This window comes from Mycoplana sp. BE70, from assembly GCF_031455855.1.
In the GTDB taxonomy this organism is placed as follows: domain Bacteria; phylum Pseudomonadota; class Alphaproteobacteria; order Rhizobiales; family Rhizobiaceae; genus Mycoplana.
In genome coordinates, this window is the sequence record NZ_JAVDTM010000002.1 from 123,956 (window position 1) to 148,404 (window position 24,449).

General features: G+C 64.2%; 22 protein-coding genes. 2 read left to right on the plus strand and 20 right to left on the minus strand.

What is annotated here, in order from left to right; genetic code table 11:
* Positions 1–134 precede the first annotated feature (134 nt).
* The 4 genes from J2Y48_RS03970 to J2Y48_RS03985 form a co-directional block, all read right to left on the minus strand.
* Entirely contained in the window at positions 135–518 is a 384-nt protein-coding gene (locus J2Y48_RS03970) for a DUF4345 family protein (RefSeq protein WP_310413063.1), read from the minus strand.
* A gap of 208 nt (positions 519–726) precedes the next feature.
* Positions 727–2,943, minus strand: a complete 2,217-nt coding sequence (locus J2Y48_RS03975) for a primosomal protein N' (protein WP_310413065.1) — start codon at positions 2,941–2,943, stop codon at positions 727–729.
* Between the two features lie 58 nt (positions 2,944–3,001).
* A complete protein-coding gene (locus J2Y48_RS03980) occupies positions 3,002–4,135 on the minus strand; it encodes an AAA family ATPase (RefSeq protein WP_310413070.1) in 1,134 nt (377 codons plus the stop codon).
* A gap of 49 nt (positions 4,136–4,184) precedes the next feature.
* The gene (locus J2Y48_RS03985; RefSeq protein WP_310413073.1) at positions 4,185–5,087 is read right to left on the minus strand and encodes a 1-acyl-sn-glycerol-3-phosphate acyltransferase; all 903 of its coding nucleotides are present in this window, start codon (positions 5,085–5,087) and stop codon (positions 4,185–4,187) included.
* Positions 5,088–5,214: 127 nt separating this feature from the next.
* On the opposite strand from J2Y48_RS03985, the gene J2Y48_RS03990 reads away from it, so the two are divergent.
* Positions 5,215–6,150 (plus strand): tyrosine recombinase XerC, encoded by a 936-nt coding sequence (locus J2Y48_RS03990; protein ID WP_310413077.1) that lies wholly within the window; start codon positions 5,215–5,217, stop codon positions 6,148–6,150.
* 137 nt (positions 6,151–6,287) lie between these two features.
* A complete protein-coding gene (locus tag J2Y48_RS03995; protein ID WP_310413079.1) occupies positions 6,288–7,373 on the plus strand; it encodes a TraB/GumN family protein in 1,086 nt (361 codons plus the stop codon).
* A gap of 37 nt (positions 7,374–7,410) precedes the next feature.
* Here the strand turns inward: J2Y48_RS03995 and J2Y48_RS04000 are convergent, their stop codons facing one another.
* The 16 genes from J2Y48_RS04000 to sdhA form a co-directional block, all read right to left on the minus strand.
* The gene (locus tag J2Y48_RS04000; RefSeq protein ID WP_310414279.1) at positions 7,411–7,911 is read right to left on the minus strand and encodes a cytochrome b/b6 domain-containing protein; all 501 of its coding nucleotides are present in this window, start codon (positions 7,909–7,911) and stop codon (positions 7,411–7,413) included.
* Between the two features lie 116 nt (positions 7,912–8,027).
* Positions 8,028–9,434, minus strand: a complete 1,407-nt coding sequence (gene lpdA, locus J2Y48_RS04005) for a dihydrolipoyl dehydrogenase (RefSeq protein ID WP_310413082.1) — start codon at positions 9,432–9,434, stop codon at positions 8,028–8,030.
* A 25-nt stretch (positions 9,435–9,459) separates the two neighbouring features.
* The gene (locus J2Y48_RS04010) at positions 9,460–10,212 is read right to left on the minus strand and encodes an SDR family oxidoreductase (protein ID WP_310413086.1); all 753 of its coding nucleotides are present in this window, start codon (positions 10,210–10,212) and stop codon (positions 9,460–9,462) included.
* Entirely contained in the window at positions 10,209–10,718 is a 510-nt protein-coding gene (locus J2Y48_RS04015) for a hypothetical protein (protein ID WP_310413089.1), read from the minus strand. The genes J2Y48_RS04010 and J2Y48_RS04015 overlap by 4 nt, the downstream gene beginning before the upstream one ends.
* A gap of 3 nt (positions 10,719–10,721) precedes the next feature.
* Positions 10,722–11,363 (minus strand): LysE family translocator, encoded by a 642-nt coding sequence (locus tag J2Y48_RS04020; RefSeq protein ID WP_310413091.1) that lies wholly within the window; start codon positions 11,361–11,363, stop codon positions 10,722–10,724.
* 16 nt (positions 11,364–11,379) lie between these two features.
* Positions 11,380–11,793: an MAPEG family protein gene (locus tag J2Y48_RS04025; protein WP_310413094.1), complete on the minus strand. Its 414-nt coding sequence runs from the start codon at positions 11,791–11,793 to the stop codon at positions 11,380–11,382.
* 12 nt (positions 11,794–11,805) lie between these two features.
* Positions 11,806–13,026, minus strand: a complete 1,221-nt coding sequence (gene odhB, locus J2Y48_RS04030; RefSeq protein WP_310413097.1) for a 2-oxoglutarate dehydrogenase complex dihydrolipoyllysine-residue succinyltransferase — start codon at positions 13,024–13,026, stop codon at positions 11,806–11,808.
* Positions 13,027–13,076: 50 nt separating this feature from the next.
* Complete coding sequence (locus tag J2Y48_RS04035) at positions 13,077–13,355, minus strand: YciI family protein (RefSeq protein ID WP_310414283.1); 279 nt, start codon at positions 13,353–13,355, stop codon at positions 13,077–13,079.
* A 24-nt stretch (positions 13,356–13,379) separates the two neighbouring features.
* Positions 13,380–16,376 carry a 2-oxoglutarate dehydrogenase E1 component gene (locus tag J2Y48_RS04040; RefSeq protein ID WP_310413100.1) on the minus strand — a complete coding sequence of 999 codons (2,997 nt, stop codon included), beginning with the start codon at positions 16,374–16,376 and terminating at the stop codon, positions 13,380–13,382.
* Positions 16,377–16,524: 148 nt separating this feature from the next.
* Positions 16,525–17,427, minus strand: coding sequence for a succinate--CoA ligase subunit alpha (sucD, locus tag J2Y48_RS04045; RefSeq protein ID WP_310413103.1), 903 nt, complete (start codon positions 17,425–17,427; stop codon positions 16,525–16,527).
* Positions 17,428–17,444: 17 nt separating this feature from the next.
* Complete coding sequence (sucC, locus tag J2Y48_RS04050) at positions 17,445–18,638, minus strand: ADP-forming succinate--CoA ligase subunit beta (protein WP_310413106.1); 1,194 nt, start codon at positions 18,636–18,638, stop codon at positions 17,445–17,447.
* A gap of 30 nt (positions 18,639–18,668) precedes the next feature.
* Positions 18,669–19,631 (minus strand): malate dehydrogenase, encoded by a 963-nt coding sequence (mdh, locus tag J2Y48_RS04055; RefSeq protein ID WP_310413109.1) that lies wholly within the window; start codon positions 19,629–19,631, stop codon positions 18,669–18,671.
* Between the two features lie 179 nt (positions 19,632–19,810).
* On the minus strand, positions 19,811–20,992 hold the full coding sequence (gene zapE, locus J2Y48_RS04060; protein ID WP_405030164.1) for a cell division protein ZapE: 1,182 nt from the start codon (positions 20,990–20,992) through the stop codon (positions 19,811–19,813).
* A 42-nt stretch (positions 20,993–21,034) separates the two neighbouring features.
* Positions 21,035–21,562, minus strand: a complete 528-nt coding sequence (locus J2Y48_RS04065; RefSeq protein ID WP_310413114.1) for a protease inhibitor Inh/omp19 family protein — start codon at positions 21,560–21,562, stop codon at positions 21,035–21,037.
* Positions 21,563–21,807: 245 nt separating this feature from the next.
* Entirely contained in the window at positions 21,808–22,587 is a 780-nt protein-coding gene (locus J2Y48_RS04070) for a succinate dehydrogenase iron-sulfur subunit (RefSeq protein WP_310413116.1), read from the minus strand.
* Between the two features lie 18 nt (positions 22,588–22,605).
* The gene (sdhA, locus tag J2Y48_RS04075) at positions 22,606–24,447 is read right to left on the minus strand and encodes a succinate dehydrogenase flavoprotein subunit (protein WP_310413119.1); all 1,842 of its coding nucleotides are present in this window, start codon (positions 24,445–24,447) and stop codon (positions 22,606–22,608) included.
* Positions 24,448–24,449 lie beyond the last annotated feature (2 nt).

Here is a 24,449-nt window from a genome sequence, read left to right on the forward strand (position 1 = left end):
TCTAGCATAGGAACTTCAGACTCGCAACACGCCGAGGCGCAGGAATCCGTGATATGTGGAGAAGCCTTGTCCCGAATTTTGGCAAAATTGAATCCGCTGCTGCTGATTCCGCGCCGCGAGGGAGAAAATCCTTCTCAGACAAGGCCGAAAACGTAGGCGAGCGGCAAGGCGGCGAGCACCAGTTGCGCCACAAGCAGAGCAAGGTTCTTCATGCTGAACGAGGCGTCCGACATCATCGAGAGCACACGCCCGAAGGCGGCCAGCGCAAAGGCCGAGCCGACCGCGAGGTAGGCCCAATCCTGCGCAACCATCACGGCGGAGAGAGCCAGTCCGGCGTGAAAACCGCCGAGAGATCGAGCAGCGGCATATCCCTCCGCCGTTCCGTCGCGCAACTGAAGGCCGTTGAACTTCAGGCTCGATCGCGGCGCGAACAGGCCGACAAGACCGAACAGAAGCGCGGCGAGCGCGCCGCAAAATGCGAGAAATTCCCCAGTTTCTGTCGGAACATAGAATTCCATGAACGCTCTCCGGCGCTTGCCCTTGGTCTGGTGGACTTATTGCACAAACCTGCGGCACGAGGAATCCGAACCAACTGGTTATGCACGACGATTGGCCGCAATGCGAGCCCAACCCGCAGAACCATATGACCGAGCGCTGGCCGACAGCTTCGGACGCGTCCCGCCTGGCTGCGACATTGTGACACCATCGATAACCGGCGTAATGCGCTCAGAGGAAACTCTGCGGGTCAATATCGACCTGTACGAGGATCGAACCGCGCTCTTTCGGTCCGTTGGCCAGCATCGCGCTCAGAAAGGCCTGCATGTCGCTGGAGCGCTGGCCGTGCACGAGCAGGCGGAAGCGATGGCGGCCGCGGATCAGCGCCAGCGGCGCCTCGGCGGGACCAAGGACGGCGATGCCGGAAACGGCGGGCGCCGCCTGCCGCAAGCCGCGCGCGTGCCCTTCGGCGTCCGCGCGGCTGTCGGCGGAAACGATGACGGAAGCGAGGCGGCCGAAGGGAGGCAGCATCGCCTTCTCCCGCTCGCCGATCTCGCGTTCGTAGAAGTCGCGCGCATCGCCGGACACGATCGCCTGCATGACAGGATGCAGCGGCTGATAGGTCTGAATCAGGCCGTGGCTTTTCAGACCCGTCCGGCCCGCCCGGCCCGTCACCTGCGACAGGAGTTGGAAGGTGCGCTCGGCCGCACGCGGATCGCCGTTCGACAGGCCGAGATCCGCGTCGACGATGCCGACCAGCGTCATCAGCGGGAAATTGTGCCCCTTCGCCACGAGTTGCGTGCCGATCACGATGTCCGCCTCGCCCTTGGCAATCGCCTCGAGTTCGAGGCGCAGCCGCTTGACCCCCATCAGGTCGGAGGAGAGCACGATCGTGCGAGCCTCCGGGAAATGTTTTTCGACTTCCTCGGCGATGCGTTCCACGCCGGGACCGCAGGCGGCCAGGTGATCGAAGGTACCGCATTCCGGACAGGCTTCCGGCGTGCGTTCGGCATAGCCGCAATGGTGGCACTGGATCTGCCCGCGAAACCGGTGCTCCACCAGCCAGCTCGAACATTGCGGGCACTGAAAACGGTGGCCGCAGACGCGGCAGAGCGTCAGCGGCGCATAGCCGCGACGATTGAGAAAGAGCAGTGCCTGCTCTCCGCGCTCGACCGTCTTGCCGATTGCCCGCAGCATGACGGGCGAGAGAAACCCGCCGCGCTGCGGCGGATGGCGGCGCAGGTCGACAAGGTGCAGGTCCGGCAGTGCCGCCTCGCCAAAGCGCGTCGGCAGGTGCAAGGCCTGGTAACGGCCATGATCGGCGTTGACCCGGCTTTCGACCGACGGCGTCGCCGAGACGAGGACGGCCGGAAAATCGCCGATACGGGCGCGCACCACCGCCATGTCGCGGGCATTGTAGAAGACGCGGTCTTCCTGCTTGTAGGCCGGGTCGTGCTCCTCGTCGACGATGACAAGGCCGAGGTTCTCGAATGGCAGGAACAATGCCGAGCGGGCACCGGCGACGACACGCACCTCGCCCGTCGCCACCTGCCGCCAGACCTTTTCGCGGGTTCGGGGGGCCAGATCGGAATGCCACTCGGCCGGCTTCGAGCCGAACCGATCCTGGAAGCGTTCGAGGAAACTTGCCGTCAGTGCGATTTCCGGCAGCAGGATCAGCACCTGCCGACCCCGCCGCAACGTTTCCGCGATCGCCTCGAAATAGACCTCCGTCTTGCCCGAGCCGGTGATGCCGTCGATCAGCCCCACACTGAAACGGCCTGCGCACACCTGCTCGACGAGATCGGCCGCCGCATCCGTCTGCGGTCCCTCCAGCCGTGGCGCGACATAGTCCGGGTCGGGTCTGGCCACCACAGGCGGCGGCGGAAGGAAGACCGTTTCAAAGCTGCCCTGGGCCGTGAGGCCGTCGATCACGCTCGAGGAAGCGCCAGCTGCGTGCGCGAGGCCGGAGCGGGTCCAGGGGAAGCCTTCCTCAGCCAGCGCCAGCACCCGCTCGCGCGCCGTCGTCATGCGTTCCGGCCGGACCCCGGTGAAGCGCAGGCCCTCGATCATCGGCTCGGGGTCGAAGGCGGCCGGCGCGCGCAGCGCCATCCGCGCCACCAGCCCCGGCGGCGTCAACGTGTAGGCGGAAACCCAGTCGATGAAGACGCGCATTTCCTTCGTCAGGGGCGGGCAGTCGAACACCTTCTCGATCGGCCTCAGCTTCTTCGGATCGACCGTGTTGTCGCTCTCCCGGTCCCAGACGACGCCGAAGACGAGGCGCGATCCCAGCGGAACCTGCACGATCGAGCCCGGCTCCACCGCCATGCCCTCCGGCACGGCATAGGAGTAGGGGCGCGGCGCCGGCATCGGCACAAGCACCGGCACGGTCACCGATACGGGGTGCGGCGTCGGCGGCCCGCCGAACAGGTCGTCGGACAGGCGGTTCATGCGGCCACGTTCCCACGCAGCGACGGGGGCGACAATTCCATGCGGACGCCAAGGCTGCTCACGCGTCCTCCTCCGCGATCTCGCCGCTCAGCCGCATGCCCTCGATCCAGGTGGCGCCCTCGTTGCGGATCACGCGCTTTGCCCGAATGCCGCAGCGCTGCTCCACCTCGCGCGCCAGCAGCTCGGAATGGGTGACGAGCCAGACCTGGCTCGAGCCTGCCGCGCTGGAAATCATGGTGGCGAGCGCCGGTAGCATGGAGGGATGCAGACTCGCTTCCGGCTCGTTCAGCGCGACGAGCGGCGGGCTTCGATAGGAGAGCAGTGCGGCTGCCAGCGCGAGAAAGCGGATCTGGCCGTCGGAGAGTTCGCGCGGCTGGAAGGTGCGCTGGGGAAACTGCGGAAACACCAGCCCGAAGGAGGCGAACTCGCCCGGCTCGGGCACCGAGAGGCTTGCGCCCTCGAAAGCTTCGGCGATCGCCCGGTCTAAGTCGACGCTGTCCTGCCGGGTATGGGCGAGCGTCGCAAACACCGCCGCCAAATTACCGCCGCCCTCGTCCAGCATTGGCGCGGTGACGGCAAGGCAGGGCTGGCGCAGCGGCGATTCGCGGTCCGTGCGGAAGCCGTGGTAAAAACGCCACTGCATGACGGCGCGGCGGAAGGTGCCGATTTCTGGGTAATGGCCGGCGTCGCCGAGAAGGGCCAGCGCCGTTTCCGAGGTCAGCGCCTGTTCCGGATATTCTTCCATCCGCCCCGCTTCGTTGCGCACCATGATGCCGGGGCCGGCACGCTTCAGCATCGTCACCGGCCGGCTGCCGGTTTCGATCGCCAGCTCCTCCGTCTTGATCTGCGGCTCGAAGGCAAAGCCCGCCGCGGCCGGCGGGCGCAGCCCCGCCTCGATGCGGTAGCGGAAGGTGATCGCCCGCTCCTCATCGAGGAGTTCCGCCTCAAGCCGGATGCGGATCGGCTCGTTCGGGCGCCTGCGGCCGGTCCACAGCGCCGAGGCCATGCCGCCTTCGGCGGCGATCTCCTCTGCAAGCGTGCCCCTGACGGCGGCCTGCACGAGCTGCAGCGAGCGGTAAAGGTTCGATTTTCCCGTACCGTTCTCGCCGACAAACAGGTTCACCTGGCCGAGATCCATGCGGATCGACCGGAGCGAGCGGTAGTTTTCGGCAAGCATGGAGCGCAGCAACATGGCCTTACCTAAGCGATTCCACGCGCCAGAGAAAAGGATTAATGCGTCCTCAGGCGCGCGGGAACACCGCGTCCGGATCCTGTGCCAGCGAGAAAACGCTGTGACGCTCCAAGGCCTTGGTCACTTCCATCGGGTCGCCCGCCAATTCGTCCGGCTGGATCAAATTGCCGATCGTGAACTCGAACCGGTTGCCCTTCTTGTTCAGGAGCTCGTGGAAGACGGTCATGTCGCGCAACTCGGTGGACCATTTGGCAAGCCAGTAGAACAGACCGGAATTGCGCGCCGACATGTGCACCGGCAGGATCGGCAGGTCGTACCTGCGCGCAAGCGAAACCGCCGAGATCTTCCACGGCCGCTCGTTCAATCGACCGTCGCCCCAATAGGCGATGCGGCCGGAGGGAAAGAGAATGGCGGCCTTTCCCTCGGCAAATGCCCGGTTGGTGAGGTGGAGCGTCTCGCGCGTCTTGAGTTTGCTCTTGTGCTCCTCGCGCCATTCGACCGGGATGATCATCTCGGCGAACCGCGGATTGACGCGGATGGCGTCGCGATTGGCGAAGAACATCATGTCCGGACGCCGCGTCTTCATCAGGTCGAACATGGCGATGCCGTCGGCAATCCCGGTTGGGTGGTTGCTGACAAGCAGAAATCCGCCCCGCTCGGGGATGCGGTCCGGATGGCGGACCGCGACGTCCAGCATCAATGACGCACTCAGGAATTCAAAGGCCTGGAAGCCAGACAGGTTGGCCACGGCGCCCGCGAACTCGATCGCCCGGCGATAGTTGAGCACCGTGTAGAGAAGGGGCCGCAAAACAGGCCAAAGCGGGTGGAGGACAATCCGCGTGCCGCGCTCGGCGATCAGCGTGTCGACGATATGGCCGGGCTGTCCCTGCGACACCAGCGCCAGGGTCTCTGCGAAGTGGGCGAACGCCGTTGCTGAATCGCGCCTTTCCATGGGATTCCCTGCCGAGTACAGCCCGATATCGCAGTTCCATATGATCTAATCGTGACAGTTGCGAAGTCAATGTTAGCAAATCCCTAACCGCGCAGCCGCAGGATGGGGCGACACGGATTGGATATCGATGGATCAACTGCTCATCATTGCCGACCAGCCCCTGCTGGACGAGCGCATGGCCTGGCTCGCCTCACTTGCGCAAGAGCGCCGTCTTTCCGACAATACGCTGGACGCCTATGAACGCGACACGCGCCAGTTCCTTGCCTTCCTGACGGGCCACCTCGCCGCTCCGGCCCGCCTGAAGGACATAGACAACTTGCGACCCGCCGACCTGCGCGGCTTTCTGGCGGCCCGGCGGCGTGACGGGGTCGGCGCCCGCACACTGGGGCGGGGCCTGGCCGGCTTGCGTTCCTTCCTGCGCCATCTCGAGCGTAAGGGCCTCGCCAATGCGGCGGGTGCGGCAGCGATTCGTTCGCCGAAGCAGCCAAAATCACTGCCCAAGCCGCTGACCGACCAGCAGGCGCTCTCCGTTGTCGATGCCGGCGCGCAGCTGGCCGAGGAGCCCTGGGTCAGCGTGCGCAACGCCGCCGTGCTGACGCTCCTCTACGGTTGCGGGCTGCGCATCTCTGAAGCCCTGTCGCTTACGCCGGACGACTTCGCCGCTGGCACGAATTCGCTGCGCATCACTGGCAAGGGCGGCAAGACCCGCATCGTGCCGCTGCTCACGGCCGCCCGCACCGGTGTCGAGGATTACGTCCGCCTCTGTCCCTACCCGCTCGCCAACGACCAGCCGCTTTTTCGTGGCGCTCGCGGCGGCCCTTTGCTGGCGGCCATCATTCAACGCGAGATGCAGAAAATGCGCAGCGCCCTCGGCCTGCCGGACAGCGCCACGCCCCATGCGCTCCGCCACTCCTTCGCCACGCATCTGCTCGCCGGCGGCGGCGACCTGCGCACGATCCAGGAACTGCTCGGCCACGCCAGCCTTTCGACCACCCAAGTCTATACCGGGGTCGATTCGACCAGGCTGCTCGAAATCTACGACAGGGCGCATCCGCGCGCCTGAGATCAATCGACGCTCAGCTCGTCCGGTGCAGAATTGCCACGCAATCGCCGCGCCGACCTGCCACAAGTGGTCCCGTTAAGGGATTGTGAGGGCTCCGCCGCTAGTTTCAGGCTGAAATCGTTGGGAGCCGAAAGCTGATGAATCGTTTCCTTCAACCGGCACGGGACCATATCCTCGATCGCCTGGCGGACACGGCCCTCTGGCTCGTGGCGACGCTGCACGTCCTCGCCGCCGTGCTGTTCTTTTCCGTCCTGCTGTCGCTTTCCCCGGCAAGTGCCGCCGAGGAGCCGGCCTGCGGCGGGGAGAACCTGCTGGCGAGGATGCAAGCAAGCGACCCGGCGGCCTATGACAAGCTGGTTGCGGAAGCAAAAGCGACGCCAAACGGCGAAGGCATCTTCTGGAAAATCGAGAAAGCGGGTATCGCCCCGTCCTACCTGCTCGGCACCATGCACGTGACCGACCCGCGCGTGCTCGCCATGCCGGACGGCGCAAGCGCCGCCTACGAGAATGCCGGGACGGTCGTCGTCGAATCCGACGAGATCGCCGACGAGCGCAAAGCGAGCACCGCCCTGCTTGCGCGACCGGACCTGACGATGTTTACGGACGGGCGCACGATCACCGGCCTGCTCGGCGAGAAGGACGCGACAATCCTTGCCGCGGGGCTGAAGGCGCGAGGCCTGTCGCTCGCCGCCGTCTCGCGGATGAAGCCCTGGATGATCGCGAGTTTTGTGGCGCTGCCGGCCTGCGAAATGGCGCGCAAGCAGGCCGGTGCGGCTTTCCTTGACCAAAAGCTGGCAAAGGAGGCCGTTGCCAAAGGCAAGACCCTCAAGGGGCTGGAAACGCTGCTCGAACAGATCACGGCTCTTGACGCGCTGCCGATCGAGCCGCAGCTGGCCGGCCTCGTCCAGACCGTCGAGCTCGGCGACGGCATCGACGATGTCATCGAGACCATGAGCCAACTCTACCTGGCGGGCGAGACCGGCATGATCATGCCGATGATGCGGGCGGCCGTACCGGAGGGCGAAGACGACGCCGACGCCTATGCCGATTTCGAGCAGCGCATCATCGTCGACCGCAACCACCGCATGGCTGAGCGCGCAGTCCCCATCCTGGCCGGTGGCAACATCTTCATCGCCGTCGGTGCGCTTCACCTGCCGGGCAATCAGGGGGTGATCGAATTGCTGCAGAACAAAGGCTTTACCCTGACCGCAGTCGGCAAGTAGCAGACCTCGGCCGCCCCCCGTTTGGGACTACCCCAGGTCAGCCCTTCGTCATGCGTTGCGCGACCGCGGTCTTCCAGTGGAACTGGTGGACGAACAGCGCGGCGACGTGCACGACGATCAGGATCCACATGGCCAGTTTCAGCGGCCCCCCATGCGGCAGCGCCGCACCGCCGATCCCGAAATAATAGGCGGCGATTCCGCTGAGCGGCAGGGCGAAAAAGAGCAGATAGAACGTCACGTGCACGACCTTGGCCGCCGTCTTGAAAAGCGGCGGCTCCTCTGCCGGAGCATCTGGTGCTCCCTGCGCCAGGCGCAGCGCGATCCGCAGGACCGCGAGACAGAGGACGGCGATGCCGACATAGGCGTGGATATTGGCCGCCGAAACCTGGTCTGCGGACGGGGTTCCGCCGTTGCGCACCACGCGCCAGAGCTTCTCCATGTCCTCGGCAAAGAGGAGGTTGAAAAGGATGAGGGCGGCCATCAGCCAGTGAACAAGACGCTGTGGCACCGAATAGGACAAAACAGCTGCAGATTGCATTTTCTTGCCTTTTATCAAGATGTTAGCTTTATCAACATCCTGAACATAAAAACCGCGGCTTGTTCGGCAAGCCGCGGTTTCCAAGGTGGACAAAATTTAATCTGCCGTTTGCGTTTTCACATGTGAATCGGCTTGAAGAAGGCCGCGAGTGCTGCTTCCTTCACCGCTTCCGACATGGTCGGATGGGCATGGCAGGTGCGGCCGAGGTCTTCCGCCGAGCCGCCGAACTCCATCAGGACGGCGATCTCGTGGATCATCTCGCCGGCGCCGAAGCCGACGATGTGGCCGCCGAGCACGCGATCGGATTCCTTGTCCGTAAGGATCTTCACGAAACCGTCGGTGACGAGCATGGCGCGGGCACGGCCGTTGGCGGTGAACGGGAACTTGCCGACCTTGTAGGCAACACCTGCCGCCTTCAGTTCTTCTTCGGTCTTGCCGACGGAGGCGACTTCCGGCTGGGTATAAACGACGCCCGGAATGACGTCATAGTTCACGTGACCGGCCTGGCCCGCGAGGATCTCGGCGATCGCGACGCCTTCGTCTTCGGCCTTGTGCGCCAGCATCGGGCCGCGCACGACGTCGCCGATCGCATAGACGCCCTTAACGGCCGTCTGGAAGTGGCCGTCGATCTCGATGAAGCCGCGCTTGTCCATCGCAACGCCGGCCTCGGCAAGACCGAGACCGTCAGTGTAGGGCTTGCGGCCGGTGGCGATCAGCACGACGTCGGCATCGATCGTCGTCGCCTCGCCGCCCTTGACCGGCTCATAGGTGACCTTCGCGCCGGTGGCAGACTTTTCGACAGCCGTCACCTTGGCGCCGACCTTGATGTCCATGCCCTGCTTGGCCAGCATGCGCTGGAATTGCTTGGAAACCTCGCCGTCCATGCCGCCGAGGATGGTGTCGAGGTATTCGACGACGGTGACCTTGGCGCCGAGGCGCTGCCAGACCGAACCGAGTTCGAGCCCGATCACGCCGCCGCCGACAACGACGAGGTTCTGCGGCACCTTGTCGAGCGCGATCGCGCCCGTGGAGGAAACGATCACCTTTTCATCGATGTCGACCGGAACGCCCGGAATGCCGGCAACATCCGAGCCAGTGGCAATGACGATCGCCTTCGTTTCGAGAACCTGCTCCTCGCCCTTGTCGTTGGCGACGCCCACCTTGCCCGTGCCGAGCACCTTGCCGGTGCCCTGGAAGGCATCGATCTTGTTCTTCTTGAACAGGAAGGCGACGCCGTCGACGTTGGCCTTCACCGTCGCGTCCTTGTGGCCCATCATCTTCTCGAGGTTCAGCTTCGGTACCAGGCCCTCGATGCCGAGCGCATCCATGCCGTGGGCGGCGTGGCTGTACATCTCGGAGGCATGCAGCAGCGCCTTGGAGGGGATGCAGCCGACGTTGAGGCAGGTGCCGCCGTAGGTCGCGCGCTTTTCAACGACCGCGACCTTCAGGCCGAGCTGCGCCGCCTTGATGGCGCAGACGTAACCGCCAGGACCCGAACCGATAACAACGAGATCATATGCCATGAAATGTCCTTCCTGAGGGCGACGGCTACCGGCCGCCGCTGACGTTGAGGGCGGCACCCGTCACATAGGAGGCCGCGTCTGAAAGCAGATAGAGAATCGATTGCGCAACTTCATCGGGCGAACCCGGACGTTGCAACGGAATTGTCGAAGCCAGCTCGCGCGCCCTGTCCGGCAGCCCGCCCGATGCGTGAATGTCTGTGTCGATGATGCCGGGCCGCACGAGATTGACGCGAATGCCTTCGGTGGCGACTTCGCGCGCAAGCCCGATCGTGAAGCTGTCGATCGCGCCCTTGGTGGCAGCGTAGTCGACATACTGCCCGGCAGAGCCAAGCAATGACGCCACGGAGGAGACGTTGACGATGGCCCCGCCCCGGCCGCCGTGGCGGGTGGACATACGCCGCACGGCTTCCTGCGCGCAGCGAATCGAGCCGATGACATTGACGGCGAACATGCGGTCGAGGCGCTCGACGGAAATCTCGTCGACGCGGGCGGGATGGCCGACGATGCCGGCATTGTTGACCAGGCCGTCGAGGCGGGCGAAGGTCGCGTCCACCGCTGCGAAGATCGAGGCGAGGCCCACTTCGGTACCGACATCGCCTTCGATCGCAACTGCCGAGCCACCGGCGGCACGGATCTCGGCAACGACCGCGTCCGCGGCGGCCGCATTCGACGCATAGTTGACCGCAACCTGCCAACCGGCCGCCGCGGCAAGCCGACAGACGCTGGCGCCGATGCCCCGGCTTCCGCCGGTGACGAGAAGCACGCGATGATCGCTCATTGTGCGCAGCCCTTGTAAGTCAGGACATCCCACGGCGCGATGGAGAGCTTTCCTTCGTCCCAGGCATTGGAAAAGCGCAATGCCGGGCCGATGCCGGCAAACAGCAGGCGTTGTGCGGCATCTTCTCCTTCGGCCGGAACCAGTTCAGCCGGCATTCCGGTGGCCTGGTCCAGCGGATAGACAATCCCCTGCCAAACGGTGCAGGCGGCAATCTCCTCGCCGGTCACGTCCCCTTCCGGGCAGTTGTGCATGACCATGCCGATCGAGCGGACCACCTCGTCACCCATCATGATGTGACCGTCGAGCACGAGCTCGCCCTTCACGGCCTTCACCTTGAAACGATGCGTGATGGCCGCAGCCTCCGAACCGACGGGCTCGAAGGCAAGTTCATAGGCACCGTCGCGATCCGCGTAGACCGCCCGTTCCTGCTTGCACTCTTCCGCGAGAGCAGCATTCGCCACGCAGGCCGACAACGCCGTGGATACCAGCAGGGATCGAGTGACCATGAGTTAGACCGCCCGTTCCGTTGCAAGCTTGATGCCGAGCCCAATGAAGACGACGCCGCTAATGCGGTCGATCCACTGGCTGGCGCGCGAGAAGGCGGCGCGCATCCTCGGTGTGGTCATGAACAACGAGACGCCGACGAACCAGAGGATCAGGGAGGCGGCCATGACAAGCCCATAGCCGAATTTCACCACCATCGGCGTGTGTGCGTTGACGACGGTCGAGAAGATCGACAGGAAGAAGAACACGGCCTTGGGGTTGAGCACATTGGCCATGAAACCGAGGCCGAACGCCTTAGGCGCCGACTGACGCTTGGCGGGGGTGAGGCCGGTGCCCATCCCGGGGTCAATTTCGGTCTTGCCGGCGCGCAACGCCTTGATGCCGATATAGACGAGATAGGCGACGCCACACCATTTGACGATGTTGAAGAGATAGATCGACTGGGAAATGATCAGCCCCAGCCCAAGGATCGTGTAGCTGACGTGGACCATCAGCGAGGTGCCGATGCCGAACGACGTGATGACCGCCGACCGGCGACCGTGGACGATGGACTGGCGCAAGACCATGGCGAAGTCCGCCCCGGGCGAGATGATCCCGAAGAAGAAGATCGCCATCAGGGAGGCAAGCTCGATCAGATAGGTATGCATCTCAGGTCTCCGTCGATCAGAGGACGAGGGCGGCGAACATGCAGAAAAGCCCGACAAGAGCGCCGAGCCACACCAGTGAGCGGATATAGGCAATACCCGCCAGATAGAGCGGCAGATAGAGGATGCGGCAGGCAAACCAGATCAGAGCGCCGCGAAAGCCCCATCCCGAGGGGTCCCCGGCAACGGCAAGGGCAAGTGCCAGGCCGACGAAGGCCGGGTACGTTTCGCGCAGGTTCGCCGAGGCGCGGGCCGCGCGACCGGCAAGCGCGCCGGAAGGCTCGCGCTCGTCGTCGCGCGGGCCCGCATTCCACTCGGCGCCCAACTCAACCGTTGAGAAAAAGCCTTGCAGCGCGACCTGAAGGACGAGCAGCGCCGCGCTCCACGCCACGAGCGTGACGAAGGGTGAGGCGGCGAGCGCTGCTGCGTCCATGGTGATCCGTCCTTAGAGATCCAGAACCAGGCGCTCCGGATCTTCCAGGCTTTCCTTGACGCGCACGAGGAAGGTGACGGCTTCCTTGCCGTCGACGATCCGGTGGTCGTAGGAAAGCGCGAGATACATCATCGGGCGGATGACGATCTGGCCGCCGACGACGACCGGGCGCTCCTGGATCTTGTGCATGCCGAGGATACCCGACTGCGGCGCGTTCAGGATCGGCGAGGACATCAGCGAGCCATAGACGCCGCCGTTCGAGATCGTAAAGGTGCCGCCCTGCATGTCGGCCATGGAGAGCTGACCATCACGGGCTGCCTTGCCGAGGCGGCCGATTTCCTTCTCGATCTCGGCAATCGACATCTGGTCGGCATCGCGCACGACCGGGACGACAAGACCCTTGTCGGTGCCGACGGCGACGCCGACGTGGCAGAAGTTCTTGTAGATGATGTCCGTGCCGTCGATCTCGGCGTTGACGGCCGGCAGTTCCTTCAGCGCGTGGGTGACGGCCTTGGTGAAGAAGCCCATGAAGCCGAGCTTGACGCCGTGCTTCTTCTCGAAGATGTCCTTGTAGCGGCTGCGCAGGTCCATGACCGCCTTCATGTCCACCTCATTGTAGGTGGTCAGCATCGCGGCGGTGTTTTGCGCATCCTTCAGGCGCCGGGCGATCGTCTGGCGCAGGCGCGTCATCTTCACGCGTTCCTCGCGCGGCGCGTCGGCTTCCGACGACGGGGCACGCGCCTGGATCTTGACCGGCTCGGCGGGCGTGGACGGAACCGAAATGCCCTTGGCGACGGCAGTGATCACGTCGCCCTTCAGCACCTGGCCGCGCTTGCCGGAACCATCGACCTGGTCAGCCGACAGATTCTTTTCAGCGAGCATCTTGGCGGCGGCCGGCGCCGGCGACATGGTGGACGCGGCTGCAGCAGCCGCAACCGGGGCGGCAGCGGCAGGTTCGGCCGCCTTGGCGGCGGGCGCAGCAGCGCCGGCAGAAGCGCCTTCGGCGATCTGGCCGAGCAGCGCGCCGAGGCCGACGGTCTCGCCGTTGGCGGCGAGGATCTCGGAAAGCACGCCGGAGGCCGGTGCCGGCACTTCGACGGTCACCTTGTCGGTTTCGAGCTCGACGATCGGTTCGTCAGCCTTGACGACATCGCCGACCTTCTTGAACCAGGTGCCAACGGTGGCTTCGCTGACGGATTCACCGAGGGTCGGGACGCGGATTTCAGTAGCCATTGTTCAAGTCCTGAAATGTTGAATGGTTGAATTCTTGGGCGGATCCGGCCTCACGGCCGGAGGATCAGGGAGGGCATGGGCGAGACGCGGAAATGAAAGCCGAGGCCGGCGAGGATGACCGGATCGTTGTCGGCCACGGTCTGCGCAGCCGCCTCATTCTCGACCTCGATCACCGCCATGCCCCAGGCGCCTTCGGGCTCGAAGACCGGGCCGACGGCGATCGCCGTTCCTGCCGCAGCCTTCTCGCGCCAGTAGGTGGCATGCCGGCTCATGGCTTCCATCTCCTTCTCGCTTGCATCATGGGGAAAGCTTGGACGCGGCGGCAGCAGTTTATGCCATCGCGTCCCCCTTCCTCAACCGCCGAGCGCATCCTCGAGGAATGCGGCCAGCTGTTCAAGATGCTTGGACATCAGACCCGTTGCCGGCGAGGCCGACGCCGGACGGCCGGTGTAGCGGACGCGCTGGTGCTTGGCATCGATGTGGGCAAGGACCCATTCCAGGTACGGATCGATGAACGACCAGGCGCCCATGTTCTTCGGCTCTTCCTGGCACCAGACCATCTCCGCATTGCGGAAGCGCGACAGCTCGTTGATCAGCGCCTTGGCCGGGAACGGATAGAGCTGCTCCAGACGCAGCAGGTAGACGTCGTCGATGCCACGCTTCTCACGCTCCTCGAGCAGGTCGTAGTAGACCTTGCCCGAGCACATGACGACGCGCCGGATCTTGGCATCCTTCTGCAGCTTGATTGGGCCGTCCTTGATCACCTCGGCATCGTCCCACAACAGGCGGTGGAACGAGCTTTCGCCGGCAAGTTCCGACAGGCTGGAGACGGCGCGCTTGTGGCGCAGCAGCGATTTCGGCGTCATCAGGATCAGCGGCTTGCGGAAATCACGGCGCATCTGGCGACGCAGGATGTGGTAATAGTTTGCCGGCGTCGTGCAGTATGCGACCTGCATGTTGTCTTCCGCACAAAGCTGCAGGAAGCGCTCGAGGCGAGCTGAGGAATGCTCCGGCCCCTGGCCCTCGTAACCGTGCGGCAGCAGGCAGACGAGACCCGACATGCGCAGCCACTTGCGTTCGCCCGACGAGATGAACTGGTCGAACACGACCTGGGCGCCGTTGGCGAAGTCGCCGAACTGCGCTTCCCAGAGCGTCAGCGCGTTCGGACGCGCCAGCGAGTAACCGTACTCGAAGCCCAGCACCGCTTCTTCCGAGAGCATCGAGTTGATGACCTCGAACCGTGCCTGGTTCGGCGACAGGTTGGCGAGCGGAATGAAGCGGTCTTCGGTCTCCTGATCGTACAGGACGGAATGGCGCTGCGAGAAGGTGCCGCGCTCACAGTCCTGACCGGAAAGGCGGATCTTGTGGCCGTCGAGGCAGAGCGTGCCGAAGGCGAGCGCCTCGGCCATGGCCCAGTCCAGGCCCTCGCCCGTCTCGATCATCTGGGCGCGGTTGTCCATGAACCGCTGGATTGTACGGTGTGCCTTGAATCCTTCCGGTATGGTCGACAGTTTGCGGCCGACCTCCTTCAGCTGCTTCATCGGCACCGACGTCTTGCCGCGGCGCTGCTCATCGGCATTGTCGGCTGCGCGCAGGCCCGACCAAAGGCCGTCCAGCCAGTCGGCCTTGTTCGGCTTGTAGGACTGGCCGGCTTCGAACTCCTGTTCGAGCTTGGCGCGCCAGTCGGCCTTCATCTTCTCCACTTCGCCTTCGGTAATCAGGCCCTCGCCGACCAGCCGCTGCGCATAGAGCTGCACGACCGTCTTGTGGGCGCGGATCGCCTTGTACATCTTCGGCTGCGTGAACGCCGGCTCGTCGCCTTCGTTGTGGCCGAAGCGGCGGTAGCAGAACATGTCGATGACGACCGGCTTGTGGAACTTCATCCGGTATTCGGTCGCGACCTTCGCGGCGTAGACAACCGCCTCCGGATCGTCGCCGTTGACGTGGAAGATCGGCGCCTCGATCATCTTGGCGACGTCAGACGGATAAGGCGACGAACGCGAGAACGCCGGGTTCGTTGTGAAGCCGATCTGGTTGTTGATAATGACGTGGACGGTACCGGCGACGCGATAGCCGCGCAGGCCGGAAAGGCCGAGGATCTCCGAGATTACACCCTGCCCCGCGAAGGCGGCGTCGCCGTGGATCAGCAGCGGCATCACCTTGACGCGCTCGCGCAGCGGAATGATGTCGCCCTCGAAGATCGTCGCCATCTGGTCCTGCTTGGCGCGCGCCTTGCCCATGACGACCGGGTTGACGATTTCCAGGTGCGACGGGTTCGCCGTCAGCGACAGGTGGACTTTGTTGTTGTCGAACTCACGGTCCGAGGAAGCACCGAGGTGGTACTTCACGTCGCCGGAGCCTTCGACGTCGTCCGGTGCGTAGGACCCGCCCTTGAACTCGTGGAAGATCGCCCGGTGCGGCTTGGCCATCACCTGCGAGAGCACGTTCAGGCGGCCGCGATGGGCCATGCCGAGCACGACTTCCTTCAGGCCGAGCTGGCCGCCGCGCTTGATCAACTGTTCCAGCGCCGGAATCAGGGACTCGCCGCCGTCGAGACCGAAGCGCTTCGTGCCCTTGTACTTGACGTCGATGAACTGCTCGAAGCCTTCCGACTCGATCAGCTTGGAGAGGATCGCGCGCTTGCCTTCCGGCGTGAAGTCGACCCCTTTGTCCGGCCCCTCGATGCGAGCCTGGATCCAGGCTTTGATTTCCGGATCGGAGATGTGCATGAACTCGACGCCGAGCGTCGAGCAATAGGTGCGCTTCAGGATCTCGATCATCTGCGGGACCGTCGCGTATTCGAGGCCCAGCACGTTGTCGATGAAGATCTTGCGGTCGTAATCAGCTTCCGTGAAGCCGTAGGCCGAAGGGGAAAGCTCGTTATAGTCGTCGACCGGATCGGCCAGACCGAGCGGATCGAGATTGGCGTGCAGGTGACCGCGCATGCGATAGGCGCGGATCATCATGATGGCGCGAACGGAATCGCGGGTCGACTGCTCGACCTCGCTTGCGCTGACCGGCGCGCCGGTTTGCGCGGCCACCACTTCAGCCTTCGCCTTGACCTTCTTTTCGATCGCCTTTTCGACCGTGCCCCAGTCGCCGTCGAGGGCCGATACGAGCTCGCCATTGGCAGCGATCGGCCAGTTCGACTTCTTCCAGGACGCGCCCTGCGCCGCCTTCTGGATGTCGGCGGGCTGGTCGCCCAGGCCCCTGAAGAAGCCTTGCCATTCCGGCGACACCGAAGACGGGTCCTGCTCGAAACGGGCATAGAGCTGTTCGATGTAGTTGGCGTTGGCGCCGTCGAGGAACGACGTTACCTGAAACTGTTCGTTGGCGTCTTGTCTTGCCATGTGCCACTCGCGGGCGCCGCGCCCGCCTCCTGACTAAAATCCACCCCCGTCCTTCCGGGGGAAATGCCCGCCCGGCCCCTCGCAACGGCGGGGCCCGGGCGACCTTCATGGAACGGCCGGCTCAGTGCCGGCCGCCCAAGCGATCGTTTCAGCCCTTGAGGACTTCGACCAGGGTCTTGCCGAGGCGTGCCGGAGACGGCGACACCTTGATGCCCGCCGATTCCATCGCCGCGATCTTCGATTCAGCATCGCCCTTGCCGCCGGAAACGACAGCGCCGGCGTGGCCCATCGTGCGGCCCTTCGGCGCGGTGCGCCCGGCGATGAAGCCGGCCATCGGCTTCTTGCGGCCCTTCTTGGCTTCGTCCTTGAGGAACTGCGCCGCATCTTCTTCCGCCGAGCCGCCGATCTCGCCGATCATGATGATCGACTGGGTGGCTTCGTCGGCGAGGAACATCTCGAGCACGTCGATGAACTCGGTGCCCTTGACCGGGTCGCCGCCGATGCCGACGGCCGTGGTCTGGCCAAGGCCTTCGTTGGTGGTCTGGAAGACGGCCTCATAGGTCAGCGTGCCCGAACGGGAAACGATGCCGACCGAACCCTTGCGGAAGATCGAACCGGGCATGATGCCGATCTTGCATTCTTCCGGCGTCAGGATGCCCGGGCAGTTCGGACCGAGAAGGCGGGACTTGGAGCGGTCGAGGCGAGCCTTCACGCGCACCATGTCCATCACCGGAATACCTTCGGTGATGCAGGTGATGAACGGGATCTCCGCATCGATCGCTTCGATGATCGCATCCGCGGCGCCTGCCGGCGGAACGTAGATCACGGTCGCGTCGGCGCCGGTCTTTTCCTTGCCTTCGGCAACGGACGCGAAGATCGGCAGGGCTTCGCCCTTGGAGCCGGTCCAGGTTTCGCCGCCCTTCTTGGGATGGATACCGCCGACCATCTGGGTGCCGTAGTAGGCCAGCGCCTGCTCGGTATGGAAGGTGCCGGTCTTGCCGGTCAGGCCCTGAACGAGGACCTTGGTGTTCTTGTTGACGAGAATCGACATGAGTACAGGTCCTTCAATTAGCCGTTGATCGCAGCGACGATCTTCTTGGCAGCGTCGTCAAGATCGTCTGCTGCCGTGATCGCCAGACCCGACTCGTTCAGGATCTTCTTGCCGAGCTCGACATTCGTGCCTTCAAGGCGCACGACGAGCGGAACCTTCAGGCCGACTTCTTGAACGGCCGCGACAACGCCCTCGGCGATGACATCGCACTTCATGATGCCGCCGAAGATGTTGACGAGAATGCCTTCGACCTTGGGGTCGGCAGTGATGATCTTGAAGGCCGCAGCGACCTTGTCCTTGCCGGCGCCGCCGCCGACGTCGCAGAAGTTGGCCGGCTCCTTGCCGTAGAGCTTGATGATGTCCATCGTCGCCATGGCGAGACCGGCGCCATTGACCATGCAGCCGATGTTGCCATCGAGCGCCACGTAGGCGAGATCCCACTTGGAGGCCTCGATTTCCTTGGCATCTTCTTCGGTCTCGTCGCGCAGGGCCTTGACGTCGTCGTGCCGGAACAGCGCGTTGCCGTCGAAGGAGACCTTAGCGTCGAGGACGCGCAGGTGGCCGTCCTGCATGACGATCAGCGGGTTGATCTCGAGCAGCGCCATGTCCTTCTCGTTGAAGGCTTTGTAGAGCGCCGGGAAGAGCGACTTGGCGTCTTCGGCAGCAGCACCGGACAGCTCGAGAGCCTTGGAGATCTTGGCGACGTCGTCAGCCGTGACGCCGGTTTCCGGATCGATGGCGATCGTATGGATCTTCTCTGGCGTGTCGTGTGCGACGGCCTCGATGTCCATGCCGCCTTCCGTCGAGACGACGAAGGCAACGCGACCGACCGAACGGTCGACCAGCAGCGAGCAATAGAGCTCGCGGGCAATGTCGGCGCCGTCTTCGATGTAGAGGCGGTTGACCTGCTTGCCGGCCTCGCCGGTCTGCGCGGTCACCAGCGTGTTGCCGAGCATGTCCTTGGCGTGGGCAACGACCTCATCGATCGACTTCGCCAGGCGAACGCCGCCCTTGGCGTCGGGATCGAGTTCCTTGAACTTGCCCTTGCCGCGGCCGCCGGCGTGGATCTGGCTCTTGACCACGTAGAGCGGACCGGGGAGCTTCTTGGCAGCAGCCTCGGCCTCTTCGACCTTGAGGATGGCAACGCCTTCGGCGACCGGTGCGCCATAGCTCTTCAGCAGAGCTTTCGCCTGATATTCGTGAATGTTCATGAAAAAATCCTCTCTCTTGGCCGAAGCGGGTTACTTCAGCGCCGGAGCGATGTTGATGCAGGCTTCGCAAAGACCGGCGACCGCGCCGACCGACTTGTCGAAGGCTTCCTTCTCGTTCTTGTTGAGGTCGATCTCGACGATGCGCTCAACACCGCCGGCACCGAGAACGACCGGCACGCCGACATACATGTCCTTGACGCCGTATTGGCCGGACAGGTGAGCGGCAACCGGCAGGACGCGCTTCTTGTCCTTCAGGTAGGACTCGGCCATTTCGATCGCCGAGGCAGCCGGAGCGTAGTAGGCCGAACCGGTCTTCAGCAGGCTGACGATCTCGGCGCCGCCGTCGCGGGTGCGCTGGATGATCTGGTCGAGGCGCTCCTGCGTGCACCAGCCCATCTTGACGAGGTCGGTGAGCGGAATGCCGGCAACGGTCGAATAGCGGGCGAGCGGCACCATGGTATCGCCGTGACCGCCAAGCACGAACGCGGTGACGTCCTGGACGGAGACCTTGAATTCCTCGGAGAGGAACAGGCGGAAGCGGGCGCTATCCAGCACGCCGGCCATGCCGACGACCATGTTCTTCGGCAGGCCGGAGAACTTCTGCAGCGCCCAGACCATCGCGTCGAGCGGGTTGGTGATGCAGATGACGAAGGCGTTCGGGGCGTACTTCTTGATGCCCGCGCCGACCTGTTCCATGACCTTGAGGTTGATGCCGAGAAGGTCGTCGCGGCTCATGCCCGGCTTGCGGGCGACGCCGGCGGTGACGATGCAGACGTCCGCGCCCTCAATGGCAGCGTAGTCGCTGGCGCCGGTGAGCGAAGCATTGAAGCCCTCGACCGGGGACGACTGGGCGATGTCGAGGCCCTTGCCCTGGGGGATGCCGTCGGCAATGTCGAACAGGACGATGTCGCCCAATTCCTTGAGGCCGGCCAGATGGGCCAGCGTGCCACCGATCATTCCAGAACCAATAAGTGCGATCTTCTTGCGCGCCATGAAAGTGCTTCCTTTGCGATCTAAGTTCGAAAGGTCGGCGCCGCAAACGCCCAACCGTCCGGCAAAACGCAATAGCGCCCAACGGCTGGAAGATCAATCACTACTTTTGGCGTGAGATATTTCAATCGGTTAGAAGCAAAAATTCTTACGTTCACGTAAGAATTTCGGCTGCAAATTCGTCACAATTCGGCCATCCGTTGACGATGGCTTTCGGCATACTCCACGCTGCGGATCTCGATCAGCCGCGATACCGTGCGGTCGAACTCGAACCCTTCCGTACCCTTCTTCGCCACCAGCAGGTTTTCGGGGGCGGCGGCGGCGGATGCAAAAAGACGCGCGCCGTGATCGTAGATCGTGTCGACTAGGTTGATGAAACGCTTCGTCTCGTTTCGGCGGTCCGGTCCGAGCAACGGGATATGATCGACGAAAATGGTATCGTAGTGCTTGAGAATGGCCAGATAGTCCGCAGCGCCATGCGGCCTCTCGCAGAGGTCGGCGAAGGTAAACCGTGCGACCCTGCCCGCCGCTGCCGGAACTGCAATCTTGCGCCCGCGAAAGCTGATCGCCGTCGGCGCCACATCCCGGTCGGCCGTTTCCCGCCGCCAGGCACGGTCCATCGCCTCGTCGGCCTCCGGACCCAGGGGAAAACGGAAGACCGGCAGGCCTTCGTCCTTCTCCAGGCGATAATCCGTCTGCGAGTCCAGCGCGACGATGTCGACGTGTTTCTTTAGGAGATCGACGAAAGGCAGAAACAGGCCGCGATTGAGCCCATCCTTGTAGAGATTGTCCGGCTCAACGTTCGAGGTCGCAACGAGTATGCACCCACGCGCGAAAAGCTCGCCGAACAGGCGCGACAGGATCATCGCATCGGCGATGTCGGTGACCGAAAACTCGTCGAAGCAGAGGAGCCGCGCCTCCGCGATCAGACTCTCGGCAACCGGGGGAACGGGATCGGCCTGCTTCGTCTCACCGCGCTTCAACTTCTGCCGGTGCTGATGAATGCGGTCATGCACATCGGCCATGAATTCGTGGAAATGAGCCCGGCGCTTGCGCTTGATCGGAACGAGCGCGAAGAACAGGTCCATCAGCATGGTCTTGCCGCGACCGACACCGCCATGGATGTAGAGCCCGCGGGGTACGACGGACTTTTCCGGCTTGCGGGAAGCGAAGAGCCAACCGAGCGCGCTGGACTTTCGCGCCGGGCGCTGGGCCTGGATGGCTTCCAGCAAGGCATCGAACCGCCGCGCCATCGTCGCCTGCAGCGGGTCGGGGCGCAATTCGCCCGCCGCCACCATCGCCGTCAGCCTGTCGGAGACACCGTGCTCGGGATAGGCGGAAACACCGTCCCAATCCTGCTTGATGGGCACCGTAACCGATCTCCGTGATGTGTTGGTCGTCGCTGATCAGCGCGACAGGCTGATCGGCTGCCCGCCGGAAGTCGCGCCCTCGAACCGGGAGTCGCCGGTCTTGCTGAGCCGGGCGATCGGGTTGCCGCTGCGGTCCTTCAGGATCACCTGGCTGCCGGCCACTTCCCACGACCCCATCTGCGTCAACTCGCCGGCGCAGCCGCGCGTGCCGCCCCGCGAACCGGAGCCTAGATTGGTCAGTGTCAGGAACATGTCGCAGGAGGTGGGACCGTTGGCGACCCGCCAGTTGCCGACCATCGCTTCCTTCTTCACCTCGAGCCCGCCGGCGGCGGCACCAGAAGCGTCACCCGGCATCGCCATCGCGGTATTCGTCGTCGGCGCATCAGGGAACTGCTGCGAGGTGCTCGTCGTCGGATCGGGCAACTGACCCGAGGATACGGAGCCCACCGGTGCGGCCTGCAGCGGCGTTACCGGCTGCGTGTCGATGCCGCTCATCGAAGTCCGCTGGCAGCCGGCCAGTGCGAGCGCCATCATCAGGCCGCCTGCCACATGTTGAATCCGCATGTCGAAACTCCTGCCGCTGCGTCGGACGCTATCGATACGTAGCAATCTTGGCCGGATTAGCGTGAATCGCGAGTCTAAATCAAGTCTCCGCCGACGGATTGGCCGGAGCCCAGCGCAATCTGCCAACCGTTGGACAGAAACGGTGTCCAGCCATCAGGCTTCAGGACTTCCTTGGCACTATACGCCGGGAAACAAAAATGCCGGGCAAGGTACCCGGCATTTTTAAGATCAAAGCAGTGCGCCCGTCAGAGCCGGCGCTCGACCAGCATCTTCTTGATCTCGCCGATCGCCTTGGCCGGGTTCAGCCCCTTCGGGCAGGCCTGGGCGCAGTTCATGATCGTGTGGCAGCGATAGAGGCGGAACGGATCCTCGAGATTGTCGAGGCGCTCGCCGGTGGCCTCATCGCGGCTATCGATCAGCCAGCGATAGGCCTGCAGCAGCACGGCCGGACCGAGATAGCGGTCGCCATTCCACCAGTAACTCGGACAGGAGGTCGAGCAGCAGGCGCACAGAATGCACTCGTAGAGCCCGTCGAGCTTCTGCCGGTCCTCATGGCTCTGCAGCCATTCCTTGGCCGGCGTCGGCGACACCGTCTTGAGCCACGGCTCGATCGAACGGTGCTGGGCGTAGAAATGCGTCAGGTCCGGTACGAGATCCTTGACCACTGGCATGTGTGGCAGCGGGTAGACCTTCACGGCCCCGGTCACCTCGTCCATGCCCTTGGTGCAGGCGAGCGTGTTGGTACCGTCGATGTTCATCGCGCAGGAGCCGCAGATGCCTTCACGGCAGGAGCGGCGCAGCGTCAGCGTCGGATCGATCTTGTTCTTGATGTAGAGCAGCGCGTCGAGCACCATCGGGCCGCAATCATCGACGTCGACGTAATAGGTGTCGATCGACGGATTCTTATCGTCGTCCGGGCTCCAGCGATAGACGCGGAACTCGCGGGTGTTCGTGGCGCCGGCCGGCTTCGGCCAGACCTTGCCTTCGGTGACCTGCGAGTTCTTCGGGAGAGCGAGTTCAACCATGTCCAGTTTTCCTCGGGATCAATAGACGCGTGCCTTCGGCGCGATCTTTTGCGGATCGATGCCGTCAGCGATGAGGTCGGTGTGGACCGGGCGGTAATCAAGCTTGACGTCGCCGGCTTCGTTTACCCAGGCAAGGGTATGCTTGCGCCAGTTGACGTCGTCGCGACCACCGAGCGGACCGTCCTTGTAGTCCTCGCGGGCGTGCGCGCCACGGCTTTCCTTGCGGGCCTCGGCGCCGACGACCGTGGTGATCGCGTTAGCCATCAGGTTTTCCAGTTCCAGCGTCTCGACGAGATCGGAGTTCCAGATCAACGAGCGGTCGGTGACCTTCAGGTCGGCCATTTCGCCCCAGAGTTCCTTCATGCGACGGCAGCCGGCTTCCAGCGATTCCTGGGTGCGGAACACGGCGGCGTCTTCCTGCATGGTGCGCTGCATCTTGTCGCGCAGGACCGCCGTCGGCGTGCCGCCGTCAGCAAAGCGCAAACGGTCGAAGCGGTCCATGATCTTGTCGCAGGCCGCCTTGTCGAGGGCCGGGATCAGCTCGGCGCGGTCGATGACTTCGCCGGCACGGATTGCCGCGGCGCGACCGAAGACCACAAGGTCGATCAGAGAGTTGGAGCCGAGACGGTTTGCGCCGTGCACCGAAGCGCAGCCGGCTTCGCCGACCGCCATCAGGCCGGGCGCGATCCGACCCGGATTGGCGCTGTCGGCGTTGAGCACCTCGCCCCAGAAGTTGGTCGGAACGCCGCCCATGTTGTAGTGCACGGTCGGCAGAACCGGGATCGGCTCGCGCGTCACGTCGACGCCGGCGAAGATCTTCGCGCTCTCGGAAATGCCTGGCAGGCGCTCGTGCAGAACCGCCGGATCGAGATGGTCGAGGTGCAGGAAGATGTGGTCCTTGTTCTTGCCGACGCCTCGGCCTTCGCGGATTTCCATCGTCATGCAGCGCGAGACGACGTCGCGCGAGGCCAGGTCCTTGGCCGACGGCGCATAGCGCTCCATGAAGCGCTCGCCTTCGGAATTGACAAGGTAGCCGCCCTCGCCGCGGGCGCCTTCGGTGATCAGACAGCCGGAGCCGTAGATGCCGGTCGGGTGGAACTGAACGAACTCCATGTCCTGTAGCGGCAGGCCCGCGCGGGCCGCCATGCCACCGCCGTCGCCGGTACAGGTGTGCGCCGAGGTCGCAGAGAAGTAGGCACGGCCGTAGCCGCCGGTCGCCAGCACCACCATCTTGGCGGAGAAGCGATGGATCGTGCCATCGTCGAGGTTCCAGGCGACGACGCCGGTGCAGCGGCCGTCGGGGGACATGATCAGGTCGATCGCAAAGTATTCGATGAAGAACTCGGCGTTGTGTCGCAGCGACTGGCCGTAGAGCGTGTGCAGGATGGCGTGGCCGGTGCGGTCGGCAACGGCGCAGGTGCGCTGCACCGGCGGGCCTTCGCCATAGTTCTGCATGTGGCCGCCGAACGGACGCTGGTAGATCTTGCCTTCCGCGTTGCGCGAGAACGGCACGCCGTAGTGCTCCAGCTCATAGACCGCCTTCGGCGCTTCCATGGCGAGATACTGCATGGCGTCGACGTCGCCCAGCCAGTCGGAACCCTTGACGGTGTCGTAGAGGTGCCACTGCCAGCTGTCCGGCGTCATGTTCTGCAGCGAGGCCGCGATGCCGCCCTGGGCAGCGACCGTGTGCGAACGGGTCGGGAAGACCTTGGTGATGCAGGCGGTGCGGAAGCCCTGCTCGGCCATGCCGAGGGTGGCGCGCAGACCCGCACCACCGGCGCCGACGACAATCACGTCGTAGGCATGATCGACATACTGATAGGCTTTGCCGTTCGTCGCCGGCGAGGAGTTCGGTGCCATGA